General features: G+C 40.9%; 16 protein-coding genes. 11 read left to right on the forward strand and 5 right to left on the reverse strand.

Annotated elements, in window-relative coordinates; translation table 11 throughout:
* The first annotated feature begins 5 nt into the window (after positions 1-5).
* From aroA to hisS, 3 genes are all read left to right on the forward strand, one after another.
* A complete protein-coding gene (gene aroA, locus IQ276_RS08905; protein ID WP_193921473.1) occupies positions 6-1,286 on the forward strand; it encodes a 3-phosphoshikimate 1-carboxyvinyltransferase in 1,281 nt (426 codons plus the stop codon).
* A 13-nt stretch (positions 1,287-1,299) separates the two neighbouring features.
* Positions 1,300-1,746 (forward strand): DUF3598 family protein, encoded by a 447-nt coding sequence (locus IQ276_RS08910; RefSeq protein ID WP_193921475.1) that lies wholly within the window; start codon positions 1,300-1,302, stop codon positions 1,744-1,746.
* Positions 1,747-2,010: 264 nt separating this feature from the next.
* Entirely contained in the window at positions 2,011-3,399 is a 1,389-nt protein-coding gene (hisS, locus tag IQ276_RS08915) for a histidine--tRNA ligase (RefSeq protein ID WP_193921476.1), read from the forward strand.
* Positions 3,400-3,492: 93 nt separating this feature from the next.
* Here hisS and IQ276_RS08920 read toward each other — a convergent pair whose 3' ends face one another.
* Positions 3,493-4,386: a LysR family transcriptional regulator gene (locus IQ276_RS08920; RefSeq protein WP_193921483.1), complete on the reverse strand. Its 894-nt coding sequence runs from the start codon at positions 4,384-4,386 to the stop codon at positions 3,493-3,495.
* A gap of 227 nt (positions 4,387-4,613) precedes the next feature.
* Here IQ276_RS08920 and IQ276_RS08925 point away from each other — a divergent pair, with 227 nt between their 5' ends.
* Genes IQ276_RS08925 through IQ276_RS08935 form a run of 3 tightly spaced genes read left to right on the forward strand, consistent with a single transcriptional unit; the run spans position 4,614 to position 6,073 of the window.
* On the forward strand, positions 4,614-4,898 hold the full coding sequence (locus IQ276_RS08925; protein WP_228043382.1) for a hypothetical protein: 285 nt from the start codon (positions 4,614-4,616) through the stop codon (positions 4,896-4,898).
* A gap of 4 nt (positions 4,899-4,902) precedes the next feature.
* Positions 4,903-5,556 carry a glutathione S-transferase family protein gene (locus tag IQ276_RS08930; RefSeq protein WP_193921478.1) on the forward strand — a complete coding sequence of 218 codons (654 nt, stop codon included), beginning with the start codon at positions 4,903-4,905 and terminating at the stop codon, positions 5,554-5,556.
* Between the two features lie 4 nt (positions 5,557-5,560).
* The gene (locus IQ276_RS08935) at positions 5,561-6,073 is read left to right on the forward strand and encodes a GNAT family N-acetyltransferase (RefSeq protein ID WP_193921481.1); all 513 of its coding nucleotides are present in this window, start codon (positions 5,561-5,563) and stop codon (positions 6,071-6,073) included.
* 94 nt (positions 6,074-6,167) lie between these two features.
* Here the strand turns inward: IQ276_RS08935 and IQ276_RS08940 are convergent, their stop codons facing one another.
* Positions 6,168-6,776, reverse strand: a complete 609-nt coding sequence (locus IQ276_RS08940; RefSeq protein ID WP_193924711.1) for a hypothetical protein — start codon at positions 6,774-6,776, stop codon at positions 6,168-6,170.
* A 54-nt stretch (positions 6,777-6,830) separates the two neighbouring features.
* A complete protein-coding gene (locus tag IQ276_RS08945) occupies positions 6,831-7,607 on the reverse strand; it encodes an ABC transporter permease (protein ID WP_193924714.1) in 777 nt (258 codons plus the stop codon).
* A gap of 323 nt (positions 7,608-7,930) precedes the next feature.
* On the opposite strand from IQ276_RS08945, the gene IQ276_RS08950 reads away from it, so the two are divergent.
* Positions 7,931-9,079, forward strand: a complete 1,149-nt coding sequence (locus IQ276_RS08950) for a DegT/DnrJ/EryC1/StrS family aminotransferase (protein WP_193924719.1) — start codon at positions 7,931-7,933, stop codon at positions 9,077-9,079.
* Positions 9,080-9,257: 178 nt separating this feature from the next.
* Here the strand turns inward: IQ276_RS08950 and IQ276_RS08955 are convergent, their stop codons facing one another.
* Positions 9,258-10,004, reverse strand: coding sequence for a DUF561 domain-containing protein (locus IQ276_RS08955; RefSeq protein WP_193921255.1), 747 nt, complete (start codon positions 10,002-10,004; stop codon positions 9,258-9,260).
* Here IQ276_RS08955 and IQ276_RS08960 point away from each other — a divergent pair.
* Entirely contained in the window at positions 9,993-10,175 is a 183-nt protein-coding gene (locus IQ276_RS08960; protein ID WP_190880342.1) for a hypothetical protein, read from the forward strand. The genes IQ276_RS08955 and IQ276_RS08960 overlap by 12 nt on opposite strands.
* Positions 10,176-10,331: 156 nt before the next feature.
* On the opposite strand, the gene IQ276_RS08965 is transcribed toward IQ276_RS08960, so the two are convergent.
* On the reverse strand, positions 10,332-10,874 hold the full coding sequence (locus IQ276_RS08965) for a Uma2 family endonuclease (RefSeq protein ID WP_190880340.1): 543 nt from the start codon (positions 10,872-10,874) through the stop codon (positions 10,332-10,334).
* On the opposite strand from IQ276_RS08965, the gene IQ276_RS08970 reads away from it, so the two are divergent.
* The 3 genes from IQ276_RS08970 to IQ276_RS08980 all read left to right on the forward strand — a co-directional run bounded on the left by IQ276_RS08970 (position 10,830) and on the right by IQ276_RS08980 (position 12,903).
* Positions 10,830-11,096, forward strand: a complete 267-nt coding sequence (locus tag IQ276_RS08970) for a hypothetical protein (RefSeq protein WP_193921261.1) — start codon at positions 10,830-10,832, stop codon at positions 11,094-11,096. The two genes, IQ276_RS08965 and IQ276_RS08970, sit on opposite strands and share 45 nt — an antisense overlap.
* Positions 11,081-11,785: an SAM-dependent methyltransferase gene (locus IQ276_RS08975; protein ID WP_193921253.1), complete on the forward strand. Its 705-nt coding sequence runs from the start codon at positions 11,081-11,083 to the stop codon at positions 11,783-11,785. Before IQ276_RS08970 ends, IQ276_RS08975 begins: the two co-directional genes overlap by 16 nt.
* Before the next feature lie 197 nt (positions 11,786-11,982).
* Positions 11,983-12,903 carry a histone deacetylase family protein gene (locus IQ276_RS08980; protein ID WP_193921259.1) on the forward strand — a complete coding sequence of 307 codons (921 nt, stop codon included), beginning with the start codon at positions 11,983-11,985 and terminating at the stop codon, positions 12,901-12,903.
* Positions 12,904-13,299: the final 396 nt, after the last annotated feature.

Genomic DNA, 13,299 nt, shown 5'->3' on the forward strand with positions numbered 1-13,299 from the left:
TTAAAGTGGATACCATTGAAATCCCTGCTCTGAATCGCCCAGTAGACGCCACGGTAGAGATTCCTGGTTCTAAAAGTATTACTAATCGGGCATTACTTGTCGCAGCCTTGGCACAAGGTGACTCTATTTTAGAAAATGCCTTATTTAGTGAAGACAGCAATTATTTTGCCAAATGTTTAGAACAATTAGGCATCCCTATTACCCTAAATCCTGACCTGGCTCAAATTCAAATAGCAGGAAAGGGAGGCGAAATTCCGGCGAAGCAGGCCGATTTATTTGTAGGCTTAGCAGGTACAGCAGCAAGGTTTATTTCGGCGCTGGTAGCACTGGGTAATGGCGAATATCGCCTAGATGGCGTTCCCCGGATGCGAGAACGACCGATGGGTGACTTGCTAAAAGTCCTGCAAAGTAGCGGAGTAACCGTTAACTTTCAGGGAAACCCTGATTTTATGCCCTACACCATCTACGGTGGGCAGTTTTCTGGGGGACATTTTCGCTTGAAAGCTAACCAAACAAGTCAGCAACTTTCAGCGTTATTAATGATTGCGCCTTATGCTCAACAAGACACAATTATTGAGGTTGAGGGGACATTGGTTTCTCAATCTTACGTCAAAATGACTTGTAAGTTGATGGCCGATTTTGGCGTCGATGTCAATCAAATCGGCGAAAATCAATTCAAAATTCCAGCAGGTCAGCGTTACCAGCCTCGACATTACACAATAGAACCTGATGCGTCAAATGCTTCTTACTTTTTTGCCGCCGCCGCCGTTACTGGTGGACGAGTGCGGGTTAAATATTTGACCAAACAATCTTGTCAAGGTGATATTCTTTGGCTCAACGTTTTAGAACAAATGGGTTGCCAAATTCGTGAGGGTGATGATTACACCGAAGTCACAGGCCCAGAGCAATTGCAGGGTATCGATATTGACATGAATGATATCTCAGATTTGGTGCAAACCTTAGGAGCGATCGCTCCCTTTGCCTCCTCACCTGTTACCATCCGTAATGTCGAACATATTCGCTATAAAGAAACCGACCGCATTCACGCTGTGGTGACCGAATTGCGTCGCTTGGGCGTTCAAGTTGAAGAATTTGCGGATAGATTGAAGATTGAACCTAGCCCAATTACTCCAGCAGCAATTGAAACCTATCACGATCATCGCATGGCAATGGCATTTGCTGTCACAGGCTTAAAAGTTCCAGGAATTGTAATCAAAGACCCAGGTTGTACAGCGAAGACATTTCCTGATTACTTTACCCGATTTTTCAAAATGTTAGAACAATAAAAGGTGAATTGTCATGTCTAATATTAAAAAAGGAATGCCCGTGCTTGCCCGTCATGAAGGAGATTGGGTAGGCACTTATACATTAGTTGATACAGCCGGAAAAATCCTCGACAGCTACGAATCTCACTTAACTTGTCAATTCCCAGAAAACGGCGCTCATCCCTATTACCAAATCAACCGCTACAAATGGGCTGATGGGAAAAAAGAAGAATACGAATTTCCCGGAATATATAAAGATAATAAACTTTGGTTTGACACCGATCGCATTGACGGCAAAGCTTGGGAAGCCGACGACTCTATTGTGATTTTGTGGTTTGCTTATAAAACAAACCCAGAAATGAGCTTATATGAAATGATTTACATTAGTCCAGACAATAACAATCGTGCCCGTACTTGGCATTGGTTTAAAAACGGTCAAATATTTCAACGCACCCTCATTCAAGAACAACGGCTAAAATGAAGAAGAATTCAGAAGTCAGAATTTAGAAGTTTCGTAGAGTGGAATGTCGCTTACTTAACCTGGATTTAGATGCCCGACTTTTTCAAGAAGTCGGGCATCTGGGCAGCTACTTTTGCTTAAATAAGCGACATTTTTTCGTAGGGTGTGTTATGCCAATCCAAAATCTAAAATCTAAAATCCAAAATTGTATAGCGACATTCTTTCGTAGGGTGTGTTATTCCAATCCAAAATCTAAAATCTAAAATCTAAAATCCAAAATTGTATATGGCAAAAGGTGACAAAATAAACTTTTCTACTCCTAGCGGTTTCCCAGAATTTCTGCCTAGCGAAAAGCGCTTAGAATCATATTTATTAGACATCATCCGTAGAGTTTATGAAAGCTATGGATTTACGCCCATTGAAACCCCAGCAGTAGAACGTTTAGAAGTCCTACAAGCTAAAGGAAACCAAGGCGACAATATCATTTATGGAATTGATCCCATCTTGCCACCAAATCGCCAAGCCGAAAAAGATAAATCTGGCGAAACAGGTTCAGAAGCAAGAGCCTTAAAGTTTGACCAAACAGTGCCATTAGCAGCTTACATTGCTCGTCACCTCAATGAATTAACCTTTCCCTTTGCCCGCTACCAAATGGATGTAGTGTTTCGCGGAGAACGGGCAAAAGATGGGCGTTTTCGTCAGTTCCGCCAATGCGATATTGATGTAGTTGCTCGTCGTGAATTGAGTTTGCTTTATGATGCTCAAATGCCTGCAATTATCACTGAAATATTTGAAGCCATAAATATCGGTGATTTTCTCATCCGCATCAATAACCGCAAAGTTCTTACAGGCTTCTTTAAATCACTGGGAATTGCCGAAACCCAAATTAAATCCTGCATCAGTATTGTTGATACCCTCGAAAAAATTGGTCAAAATAAAGTAAAACAGGATTTAGAAAAAGAGGGAATTTCAGTAGAGCAAGCTGAAAAAATCATTGAATTTATTAAAATAGATGGTTCAGTTGATGAAGTATTAGATAAACTCAAACACCTTGCCAACAATCTCCCAGAAACCGAGCAATTGGCCTTGGGAGTTACCGAATTAGAAACGGTAATTGCAGGCGTGCGTAATCTGGGAGTTGCCGAAAATCGTTTTTGTATTGATTTATCCATTGCCCGTGGACTTGATTACTATACTGGTACAGTTTACGAAACAACTTTATTAGGACATGAAGCCTTAGGTAGTATTTGTTCTGGCGGCAGATATGAAGAATTAGTCGGAGTATTTTTGGGCGAAAAGATGCCTGGTGTTGGCATTTCTATTGGCTTAACTCGCTTAATTAGTCGATTGCTCAAAGCAGGTATTCTGAGTAGCTTAGCTCAAACACCAGCCCAAGTAATGGTAGTAAATATGCAAGATGATTTAATGCCGACTTATTTAAAAGTTTCTCAACAACTGCGTCAAGCAGGAATTAACGTTATAACTAACTTTGATAAGCGTCCTTTGGGCAAACAGTTTCAGTTAGCGGATAAACAAGGAATTCAATTCTGCGTGATTATTGGTTCTGAGGAAGCAGCAGCACAAAAATCTTCCCTCAAAGATTTGAAATCAGGCGAACAAGTAGAAGTGTTACTGGAAAATTTGGCAGAGGAAGTTAAACGTAGGCTGACGTAAAACTTTGGTTAAGGCAATAGACGCGATAAATCGCCGTCTCTACAATATCAATCTTTTGTAGAGACAGCGATTTATCGCGTCTTTACTCCTATATTAATAAGTGGATTTAGCTAAACTATTAAAATCAAATTTTCTCAACATTTCTAAAAATGTAAACACCGCAGGTACTTGCAAGCCATTAGATAAAATTGCCGTTGCAATTATTCTTTCAATAGGTACAGGTAAACTGTATACTTGTACCTTTGGCGGAATGGGTACAGCTGCTAAACGCGGCATAATAGCTGCTCTCAGTCCTTGATTTACCATACTTACAACTGTGGAATCTTCTTGAATGTCGGTAGCAGTAGTTATGGGAATCGCTAAAGTTTTAAGATGGTTGTGAACAATGCGTCCACAGGGTGTACAAGGAAGTAAAACTGGTGGATAGGCTGCTATGTCTTCCCAAGTAATTTCTTTGCTGTTAATTTTGGTCTGTGGTGGTAGTAAAGCTAGATATTCATCCCGAAAAATTTCCCAAGTCTCAAAGTCATCACTAGTTGGTAGACAAGTAATACCAATCTCAGCACGTCCGTCACGCAAACATTGTTCTACGTCGGTGAAAGCAGCACACTCTATAATGGTGACAGCAACTTCTGGGAATTGATGGTGAAACTGAGCGATCGCTTTTGGTAATAAATGAGTAGCTACGCTGCGAAAAGCTGCAATTCTTACATGACCACCATGTAAACCTTTATGTAGATTTGCTTCCTTTTGCATCATCTCTAGATGTTGCATTGCCTGACGCGCATGATATAGTATACGCTCACCAGCAGGTGTCAACACTGCACCGTGACGACCTCTAGCAAATAAAGGCACGCCTAATTCTTCTTCTAAAGTGGCGATCGCATGACTAATTGCAGGCTGAGAAAGCTGCAATTCTAAGGCTGCTTCACTAAAATTACCACGTTCTGCTACTGCAACTATGGCTCGAAGTTGGGAGAGTTTCATGGGCAATTGATGAGAACAACGGTATACGCATCCTGATTTAATTGTGACAAAAACCTTGTATTCATGATTTTTCATATCTATAAATTACATTTATAGAAGCTATGCAAGCCATGATTTGATTCCTCGCTGCAACGTTGCTACTGTTTTATTGACAGCAGAATTCAGAAGTCAGAAGTCAGAATTCAGAATTTTGACTACTTCAAACAGCAAGTGTCAGGAATAGTTTTATGAATAATCACATTAAATGTCTACAAACGAAAAAAATAGACATAAATTGTAGCCTCTCATTCCAGAAAAAAGTCAACTCAAAATTTTGGGAATCTCTACATAGTATTTGGAAAAATTTTCTCAATCAACTTCTAGCAGACTCTAATGAATTACAAGTTAGACAAAAAGTTGACCGCCACGGTAATATTTATTGGCAAGCTTACGATCCTGTAACCAGAAAATCTTTTGCTTCCGGTTCGGAAGCTGACATGTCTATGTGGATTGAACAGCTTTACAGGTACTAAAAATATGACACAACTAACTTTGGTAATTGGCAATAAAAATTATTCATCTTGGTCACTTCGTCCTTGGCTGGCGATGAAACAATTTGGTTTAGAATTCGATGAAATTCGGATTCCGCTTTACGGTTCAGATTCTTCATCAAAAACTCGGCAATACTCGCCATCAGGAAAAGTACCTATACTAATACACGATACGCTAACTGTGTGGGATTCTCTTGCTATTTGTGAATACCTAGCTGAAACATTTCCGACTTTGCAATGGTGGCCAGAAGATAAAACAGCAAGAGCATTTGCTCGTTCTATCACAGCCGAAATGCACTCAGGGTTTCAAAACTTGCGTCAGAATATGCCGATGAACTGCCGGACTAAATACCCTGGTAAAGGTTTAGCATCTGGCGTACAACAAGATATCGATCGCATTACGAGTATTTGGCAAGAATCACGTCAAAAATTTGGAACTGCTGGCAATTTCTTGTTTGGCAACTTCACAATTGCTGATGCGTTTTTTGCCCCAGTTGTCTTGCGGTTTGTAACTTATGATGTGCAGTTAGATACCGTTTCTAGAGATTACGTAGAGACAGTTTTGGCACTAAGCGCCATGCAAGAGTGGATAAATGCAGCAAAGAGTGAAACAGAAATTCTTCCCCAATACGAGTTTTAAGGAAATGGCAGGCACAAATATTTTAATTCGACATGCAAACCAGCAAGATATTCCTGCCATTATGGAATTGATTTATTTGAAAGCCGAATTTGATGGTTGTCCTGAATCTGTAGAAGCAACTCCTCAAAAGCTAGAAGTTGATTTATTTGGAGAAAAGCCTCTTGCTTTTGTTCTTTTGGCTGAGGTTGATGGCGATGCTATTGGCTTGGCAACCTATCATTTTATTTATTCAACCTTTTTAGCCAAACCTGGAATTTGGCTTGATGATTTATATGTGAAAGCTGAATATCGAAATCACAAAATTGGTGAGGCGCTAATACTACGTTTGCGTCAGATAGGGCAAGAAAAAGGTTGTGGCAGAATTGATTGGACTGTGGCTGTATCCAACGAGCGTGGAATCAAATTTTATCAAAGAATAGGTGCAAAAATTATTAACAAAGTCAGATTGTGTCGCTTGGATAGTCAGGCAATAATTGAAGAATTTCATGAGTCAGAATTAGGGACTTCCAAAAAATAAATTATCCCAAATTATTTGTACATTTGTAGGGGCGCACAGCTGTGCGCCCCTACGATGGCTTCGTTGATATACACAACTGGTTCAGACCCTCATGTTATTTTTGTATTTTTAATTCACATTGTTGAAAAATATAATTCACGGCAGCAAATAATTTATCTAAATCTTGAATTACATACAAATTTTTATTCCGAGTAAACACATCAGCAATCAACTTTCCAAATTGCCATATTTTGCCGTTAGAAACAATCCCAAAAATCTCACTGACAAAATCATCATTAATTCGCTGCACTGCAATCATTTCCGCTAAACACTGACCCCAACCTTCTTCAAATTTGTCTTGTTTAGCTTCAACCGTCAAAAAATAAGGTTTATCAAAAACAATTGTACCCAGAGGATTTCGCTGTGTCACCGTATAATCTGGAACGCCTGATAAATCTTCATCGTAAGCTAATGTTTCATGACTCCAAAGTGTTAACTTACTTCGGTAAGGTTTCCATACTTCTTTCAATACTGGATAGATGAAATTCTCACAAATAGCATTTTCAGAATTATCAATAACTCCATCTGTAAATAGCAAGTCTAATTCCTCTTTGAAAGATTCTTTCACTGGAAAATCTACTTCCAACATAAAATTAGACTGAACATATTTAATTTGAAATTTTTTAATGACTGCACTAATATTTTTATAATTACTAAATGCCATTTTAATTTACCTTGCCAAAGATGATGAAATTATTTTGGATGTAGATTAAACCCTTCACCTAACTAACTGCGCGGCGGAATTAAAAAACTGACGACACAATCCCTTCGTAAGTAAAACTGTTGTCATTAAGTTAGCAAAAGCAACCATAAACGTAATTAAAATTTCGTAGGATACAGCATCCAAGGGTTTGATACCAGCTAGTAACTGTCCGGTGGTAATTCCTGGTATTGCCACCATACCTATAAGTATCATTTGATTGAGAGTCGGAATCAAAGCGACTCTGATGGCGTCTTTGCGGTACTGACTAACTGCTTGCTCTGGAGTTGCGCCTAAGCTCAAGTGGGTTTCTATTTCCAAATGGCTGGAATTAATGGTGCTGACAAGGCGTTCCCCGGCGATCGCCGCTGCATTCATGGCATTACCTATGACTATCCCTGCCAAGGGAATCACATACTGCGCTTGGTACCATCTGTCTGGTTGAAGAATCAAGAAGTTGGTATAAAGCACTGTCAGGGCGGTACTGATGAAAATTGCACCCCACACCAAAGGCAATACATAAGGAATTTTTTGGCTGATGCGATTTCGTGCGACAATCGCCGTAATTGTCAGCATGATTGCTAATATCGCCAAAACTGCCCAAGCATTGCCCAAAGCAAAGATGAAATCTAAAATGTATCCCAATACAAGTAGTTGTAAGATGGTTCTTCCAGTAGCTAGGGCTAAGTTCAACTCTAGTCCTAATTTTTCCCAGCTAGATACACCAATGGCGATCGCCATTAATCCTAAAGCAATAGCTAAATCCACGAAATCCAGCTCGATCAGATCCTGCATGGGTTTTCTATCTCCTGGTATTTTTTTCTCCAAGCAGCACGCACAAGAGGAACTTTGATTCAATGTGTTGGCTCTTGGTTGATATATATCACCTTCATCAATTCAAAATTCAAAATGGTACAACCTTAACATGGCAAAAACTTAGTAAGACTATTATCTGTAAATTAAACGTGCGGTAGTTGACTACACCACAATTTAAGCAAAAACCCTAATAGATGCGTAATTTGGGCGATAGTCTTTTAACACCTCTTTGAGTAACAATTCAATCAGCAAAAATTGACCTCGAAGTGCATCCTGTGTATCTTCCGATAAAATAAGAACTCATGATCCAAAGCGTAAATCCCGTCCCTGCTTTTGATATCAAGCAACAATACACCAGCATCGAAGCAGAAGTAAGTGCAGCCGTTTTAGAAGTTCTAGCTTCTGGCCGTTATATCGGTGGTCCCTTAGTCGAAGGCTTTGAGCAACAGTTTGCCACCTATCATGGTGTTAATCAATGTATAGCTTGTAATTCCGGTACTGATGCGCTCTATTTAGCTCTACGAGTCTTGGGAATTGGTGCAGGCGATGAAGTGATTACAACGCCTTTCACTTTTATCGCTACTGCTGAAGTGATTAGCGCCGTGGGTGCCAAGCCTGTTTTCGTTGATATTGATGCTACCACGTTTAACTTAGATGTAGAGCAAATAGCAGCGGCAATTACACCAAAAACCAAAGCGATTATCCCGGTTCACCTATTTGGGCAACCAGTGGATATGACATCATTGATGGCGATCGCACTTGCTCACAACTTGTCAGTCATTGAAGATTGCGCTCAATCTACAGGCGCAATTTGGGCTGATCAAAAAGTCGGAAGCATTGGACATATTGGTTGCTTTAGTTTCTACCCTACCAAAAATCTTGGTGGTTGCGGTGATGGCGGAGCAATCACAACTAACGATCCAGCGATCGCCACAAAACTGCGAATCCTACGGGATCATGGAAGTAAAATTCGATATTTGCACGAAGAAATAGGTGTAAATAGCCGCTTGGATGCTCTACAAGCGGCTATTTTGCAAATTAAACTGCGTTATTTAGATATTTGGAATGAACGGCGCCGAGAAATTGCCAATTATTACTATCAATTCCTGAGTCAAATTCCCGGAATTGTCCCGCCCCAAGAATTACCTGAGGGTATTGGGGTATGGAACCAATACACTATTCGCATATCAGGCGAACAACGAAATGGTGCCAGCGCCAAATATCGAGATTGGGTGCGTACTCAATTGCAAGAGCAAGGTGTCAGCTCAATGGTTTATTACCCCTACCCTTTACACTTGCAGCCAGTTTATCAAAGCCTGGGCTATCAAATTGGTGACTTCCCATTGGCAGAACAAGCCTGCCACGAAGTCATATCCCTACCTATGTTCCCAGAACTGACACAAAAACAGCAAGATCAGGTGATTTATGCGCTGAAAGATTGTTTGAAGTGAGGGGAGTGGGGAGTGGGGAGTGGGGAGTAGGGGGATGAGGGGGATAAGGGGGATGAGGGAGATGAGGGGGATGAGGGAGATGAGGGGGATGAGGGAGACAAGAGGACAAGGAGAATAACTTCTCACTCCTCACTCCTCACTCCTCACTCCTCACTCCCCACTCCCTACTCCCTACTCCCTATTTCTCACTCAACACTCTTGCAGTTGCCAACGCTTCCACCAAACCACGCACAGCGGCAATCATTGCGACTTCGCTATTGAGTTGGTTGATGGCGGAACCAACACCAACACCAGCAGCACCAGCAGCGATCGCTAATGGTGCGGTAACGCTAGAAATGCCTGAAGCACACAATACCGGTACTGTCACTGCACGAGAAATCTCAAAAGCTGCTGCCAAGGTGGGGGCGGCTTTTTCAATTAATCCTAAAGTTCCAGGGTGAACTGGATTACTGCTAGTACCGCCTTCGGTTTGGATAATGTCCGCTCCAGCTTTCACCAGTTCCTCTGCTAGTTGTACCTGTTGATCTAGTTCCAGGATGTGGGGAACGGTGACAGATAAGGTAATTTCTGGGAGGAGAGCGCGGGTTTGCTTAGTCAAGGCTAGAACTTCCAAAGCCTCGAAACGGCGTCCTTGAGCATAGAAAGAATCAAAATTCCCGATTTCAATTAAATCGGCACCAGCTGCCACAGCTTGTACAAATTTCTCTGGTTCTACTGCTGACACACAAACTGGCAAATTTGTCAAACTCTTAGCTAACTCCACTAAGGTGCGATCGGCGGCGATATCAACAAAAGTAGCACCGCCAAATTCAGCAGCTTTGACAGTAGCGGCGACGCTAGCGGCATCGAAATTATTTAAGCCGCTGATCACTTTCAGAACGCGGCGGTTAGTAAATGCACGTTGGAGTGTGGAATGCATCGTCATAGTTGGGCTTTGAAGCTACGAAAATTAGGTATATTCTACCGTCCCTTAGTCGATCGGGGACTAAATCACTACGGCTGTTGTCAAATCTTGATAGTTTTATCCTACCTGCGACTAACCAAAGGTTGCCATCTGCACTCAAAGCGATCGCCTAAAGTTCGACTGAATGTCTAATAAAAATTACGAATTAGGTTAGCGTTCGCGCCGCGTCTCGTAGAGAAGCGGGGCTTAGCCCATTACGAATTACAAATTACAAATTACGAATTACGAATTACGAATTACGAATTATTTAAACATCGGTTCCGTTTTCCCTTCTTTTTCAACACTATCTTAGTCAAACTCTGGAGGCCATAAATCTACAATTGGTACTTCCCATCCTGGAAGCAATTCGGGAACTGTTAAAATATCGCCATCACGAAGTATTATTGCCTCTTGTCCAAAGTTGTAAACTTCAACAATCCGCTCATCTGGATTGAGCAAAATTCCTACCTTAGTTCCCAAACTCAGAAATTCTCGAATCTTGGCTCTGAGATCCTCTAAATTATCACTAGGGGACTTCACCTCTACAGTCAAATCGGGAGCTAATTGAGCAAAAGACTTGGGACTCCGACGCAAGCGCTCAGCTAAAACAAATGAGGCGTCGGGCGCACGCAAATCTGAATTTGGCAATCTGAAACCAGCGCTAGAAGCTGCTGTTCTTCCTAGTTTGCGCGGTCTAACCCAGTTACGTAACTGGGCTACCATTTCAGCTGCGACTTCATCTGATTCGTATCCTGATGGACTCATAACAATAATATTACCCTTGACTAGTTCCATGCGATAGTCGGGATGCTGTTGCTGCATTTTTTCCAAGTCTTCAAGCGTCAGAGACATAAAACCTCTCTAGGAGCGATCGCTTTATTTTGCCTAAAATTACTATATCGTAATACTTATAGACCTCTCCAGGAGCGATCGCCCCATAAAGTTACTCTAGTTGATGATGATATTGCAGAAAATGCTTCTTCTGCAATGTCAGAAGCATCTTCTTTGCTACCAGAATATGAGTCCTGTATAATCAGTCTATTTACGAGGCAAACTCTATGGCAATGGTTTTAGATAAAGTAGTTCCTTTTGGCAGGTCAATGGATGAATATATAAAAATCTTCAATTTAACAAACGCGGATTTAAATAAAAGAATTATTGGGGTTGGTGATGGTCCCGCAAGCTTTAATGCTGAAATGACACGTCAGGGTAAAAGTGTAGTTTCTGTAGACCCACTGTACCAATTTTCCGGTGATGAAATATTGCAAAGATTTAATGACGTGGTAGATAATATTATTCACCAAGTCAAGGCTACACCCAACGATTGGGTATGGAGCTATCATAAATCTCCAGATAACTTACGACACAATCGAGTGAAAGTAATTGAAGAATTCATATCTGATTATGATAATGGCAAAAAGACCAACAGATACATATTTGGTGAATTGCCAAACTTGGTATATCGTCATCAAGAATTTGACATAGCTCTTTGTTCACACTTATTGTTTTTATATTCAGACCATCTGGATTATGATTTTCACTTAAATTCCGTGGGCGAAATGCTGCGTATCGCTGAAGAAATCAGAATATTTCCCCTAATAACTTTAATGTCAAAGCCTTCGCAACATTTAGATAAAATAATTAAATATTACACTGCAAAAGGTTACAACATAAATATTGAACAAGTGGAATATGAACTCCAACCGGGTGGAAATCAGATGTTGAAGATAACCAAAGATGCGAATAGAATTCAGAATATGTAAACACTATAACCATAAAGACATAGAATTTTAATAAAAAACAATATTTAAACTTTGTTTCGCCCCCGATTAGGCTTGGTTTTAAACCAATATTCATCAAAGAATCGGACTCAAATTCATTCTGAATTCTGACTCCTGAGTTCTGAATTCTTCTTAATAAAGATACAATGGCATTCAGTGTTAGTACTCTTTTTCACCCTATGCTGCCAGTCATCTATTCCGACGAATTTTTAGATCATAAGACTGGAAAATACCATCCGGAAAAACCAGAACGGTTGACGGCGATCGCTAACGCCCTCAAAGCAGCTACTTTTGCAGATAAAATTGCATGGCGATCGCCCACACCAGCACCAGAACAGCCACAGTTGATGTCTTTGTTAGTTAAGGCTCACAGCCCAGCCTACATCAAAAAACTCTCTTTAATCGCTTCTAGTGGTGGCGGCCCTTTGGATGGAGATACACCAGTTTCGCCACGCAGTTATGATGTGGCATTATTGGCCGTGAGTGCTTGGTTAGATGGAGTTGAGGCTGTATTAAAATCCGGTAATCCGGCTTTTGTACTGGCGCGTCCACCAGGACACCACGCTGAAAGTGATGCGGGTATGGGCTTTTGCCTATTTTCTAACGCTGCCATCGCCGCTTTTTTTGCCCTAGAACAACCCGGAATTAACCGCGTTGCCATCCTCGATTGGGATGTGCATCACGGTAATGGTACTCAGGCGATCGTCGAAACTCATCCGCAAATTGCCTACTGTTCCCTACATCAGTATCCGTGCTATCCCGGTACTGGCAGAGCAACAGAACGCGGCTTTTATAATAATGTCTTGAATTTACCAGTACCCCCCGGTAGCGATATTACAGTCTATCAGCCGTTATTTGAAAACAAGGTAGTACCGTTTTTAACTAGCTTTAATCCGGATTTACTGATTGTCAGTGCTGGTTATGATGCCAATGCGGCAGATCCTTTGGCAAGTATCAACTTGGAATCAGAAGATTATGGTTTGTTTACCGATTATTGTCTGGGGCTAACTCGTAAAATTCTCTTTGGCTTGGAAGGTGGCTACGATTTTGATGCACTTTCTCAATCGGTTCTAGCGACCATTGAACGTTGTTTACTTTAGGCTGCCTAAAAAATTGCAACATTTCTTTACATTTATCAGGGGCGTTCGCGTAGCCTGCCGGAGGCAATCGCCCATCAACAGCTTTTATCGGTCTGGGAAAAAATAACGTCTTATTATTTGAAACTTTTTTAGAGCTTTCTTTTTTCTCAGTATAAACTTGGGAGCATTGATTGTTCGGCTTTTGTATATGCACTGAGATAGATGCACATGACTAGTAATCTTATCAGTAAATTCTCTAGAATATTTTTTTGGAATTTCACAAAATAGCCTCTAAAAATAAGCTTTTTGTCGATATTTAGTTTATTTACTACTTGTAACTGAATTAACGAATTTCAGAATAATGTTTACGTAAGTTTCAGGTGTCACAACTTTTGTTTGAATTTCCGCCTCAGTAAT

The organism is Desmonostoc muscorum LEGE 12446 (assembly GCF_015207005.2).
Lineage (GTDB): Bacteria > Cyanobacteriota > Cyanobacteriia > Cyanobacteriales > Nostocaceae > Nostoc > Nostoc muscorum.

Coding starts and splice junctions, on each gene's coding strand:
- IQ276_RS08910 (WP_193921475.1), top strand. CDS start 1,300: ATGTCTAATATTAAAAAAGGAATGCCCGTGCTTGCCCGTCATGAAGGA.
- hisS (WP_193921476.1), top strand. CDS start 2,011: ATGGCAAAAGGTGACAAAATAAACTTTTCTACTCCTAGCGGTTTCCCA.
- IQ276_RS08920 (WP_193921483.1), bottom strand. CDS start 4,386: ATGAAACTCTCCCAACTTCGAGCCATAGTTGCAGTAGCAGAACGTGGT.
- IQ276_RS08925 (WP_228043382.1), top strand. CDS start 4,614: ATGAATAATCACATTAAATGTCTACAAACGAAAAAAATAGACATAAAT.
- IQ276_RS08930 (WP_193921478.1), top strand. CDS start 4,903: ATGACACAACTAACTTTGGTAATTGGCAATAAAAATTATTCATCTTGG.
- IQ276_RS08935 (WP_193921481.1), top strand. CDS start 5,561: ATGGCAGGCACAAATATTTTAATTCGACATGCAAACCAGCAAGATATT.
- IQ276_RS08940 (WP_193924711.1), bottom strand. CDS start 6,776: ATGGCATTTAGTAATTATAAAAATATTAGTGCAGTCATTAAAAAATTT.
- IQ276_RS08945 (WP_193924714.1), bottom strand. CDS start 7,607: ATGCAGGATCTGATCGAGCTGGATTTCGTGGATTTAGCTATTGCTTTA.
- IQ276_RS08950 (WP_193924719.1), top strand. CDS start 7,931: ATGATCCAAAGCGTAAATCCCGTCCCTGCTTTTGATATCAAGCAACAA.
- IQ276_RS08960 (WP_190880342.1), top strand. CDS start 9,993: ATGCATCGTCATAGTTGGGCTTTGAAGCTACGAAAATTAGGTATATTC.
- IQ276_RS08955 (WP_193921255.1), bottom strand. CDS start 10,004: ATGACGATGCATTCCACACTCCAACGTGCATTTACTAACCGCCGCGTT.
- IQ276_RS08970 (WP_193921261.1), top strand. CDS start 10,830: ATGCTGTTGCTGCATTTTTTCCAAGTCTTCAAGCGTCAGAGACATAAA.
- IQ276_RS08965 (WP_190880340.1), bottom strand. CDS start 10,874: ATGTCTCTGACGCTTGAAGACTTGGAAAAAATGCAGCAACAGCATCCC.
- IQ276_RS08975 (WP_193921253.1), top strand. CDS start 11,081: ATGGCAATGGTTTTAGATAAAGTAGTTCCTTTTGGCAGGTCAATGGAT.
- IQ276_RS08980 (WP_193921259.1), top strand. CDS start 11,983: ATGCTGCCAGTCATCTATTCCGACGAATTTTTAGATCATAAGACTGGA.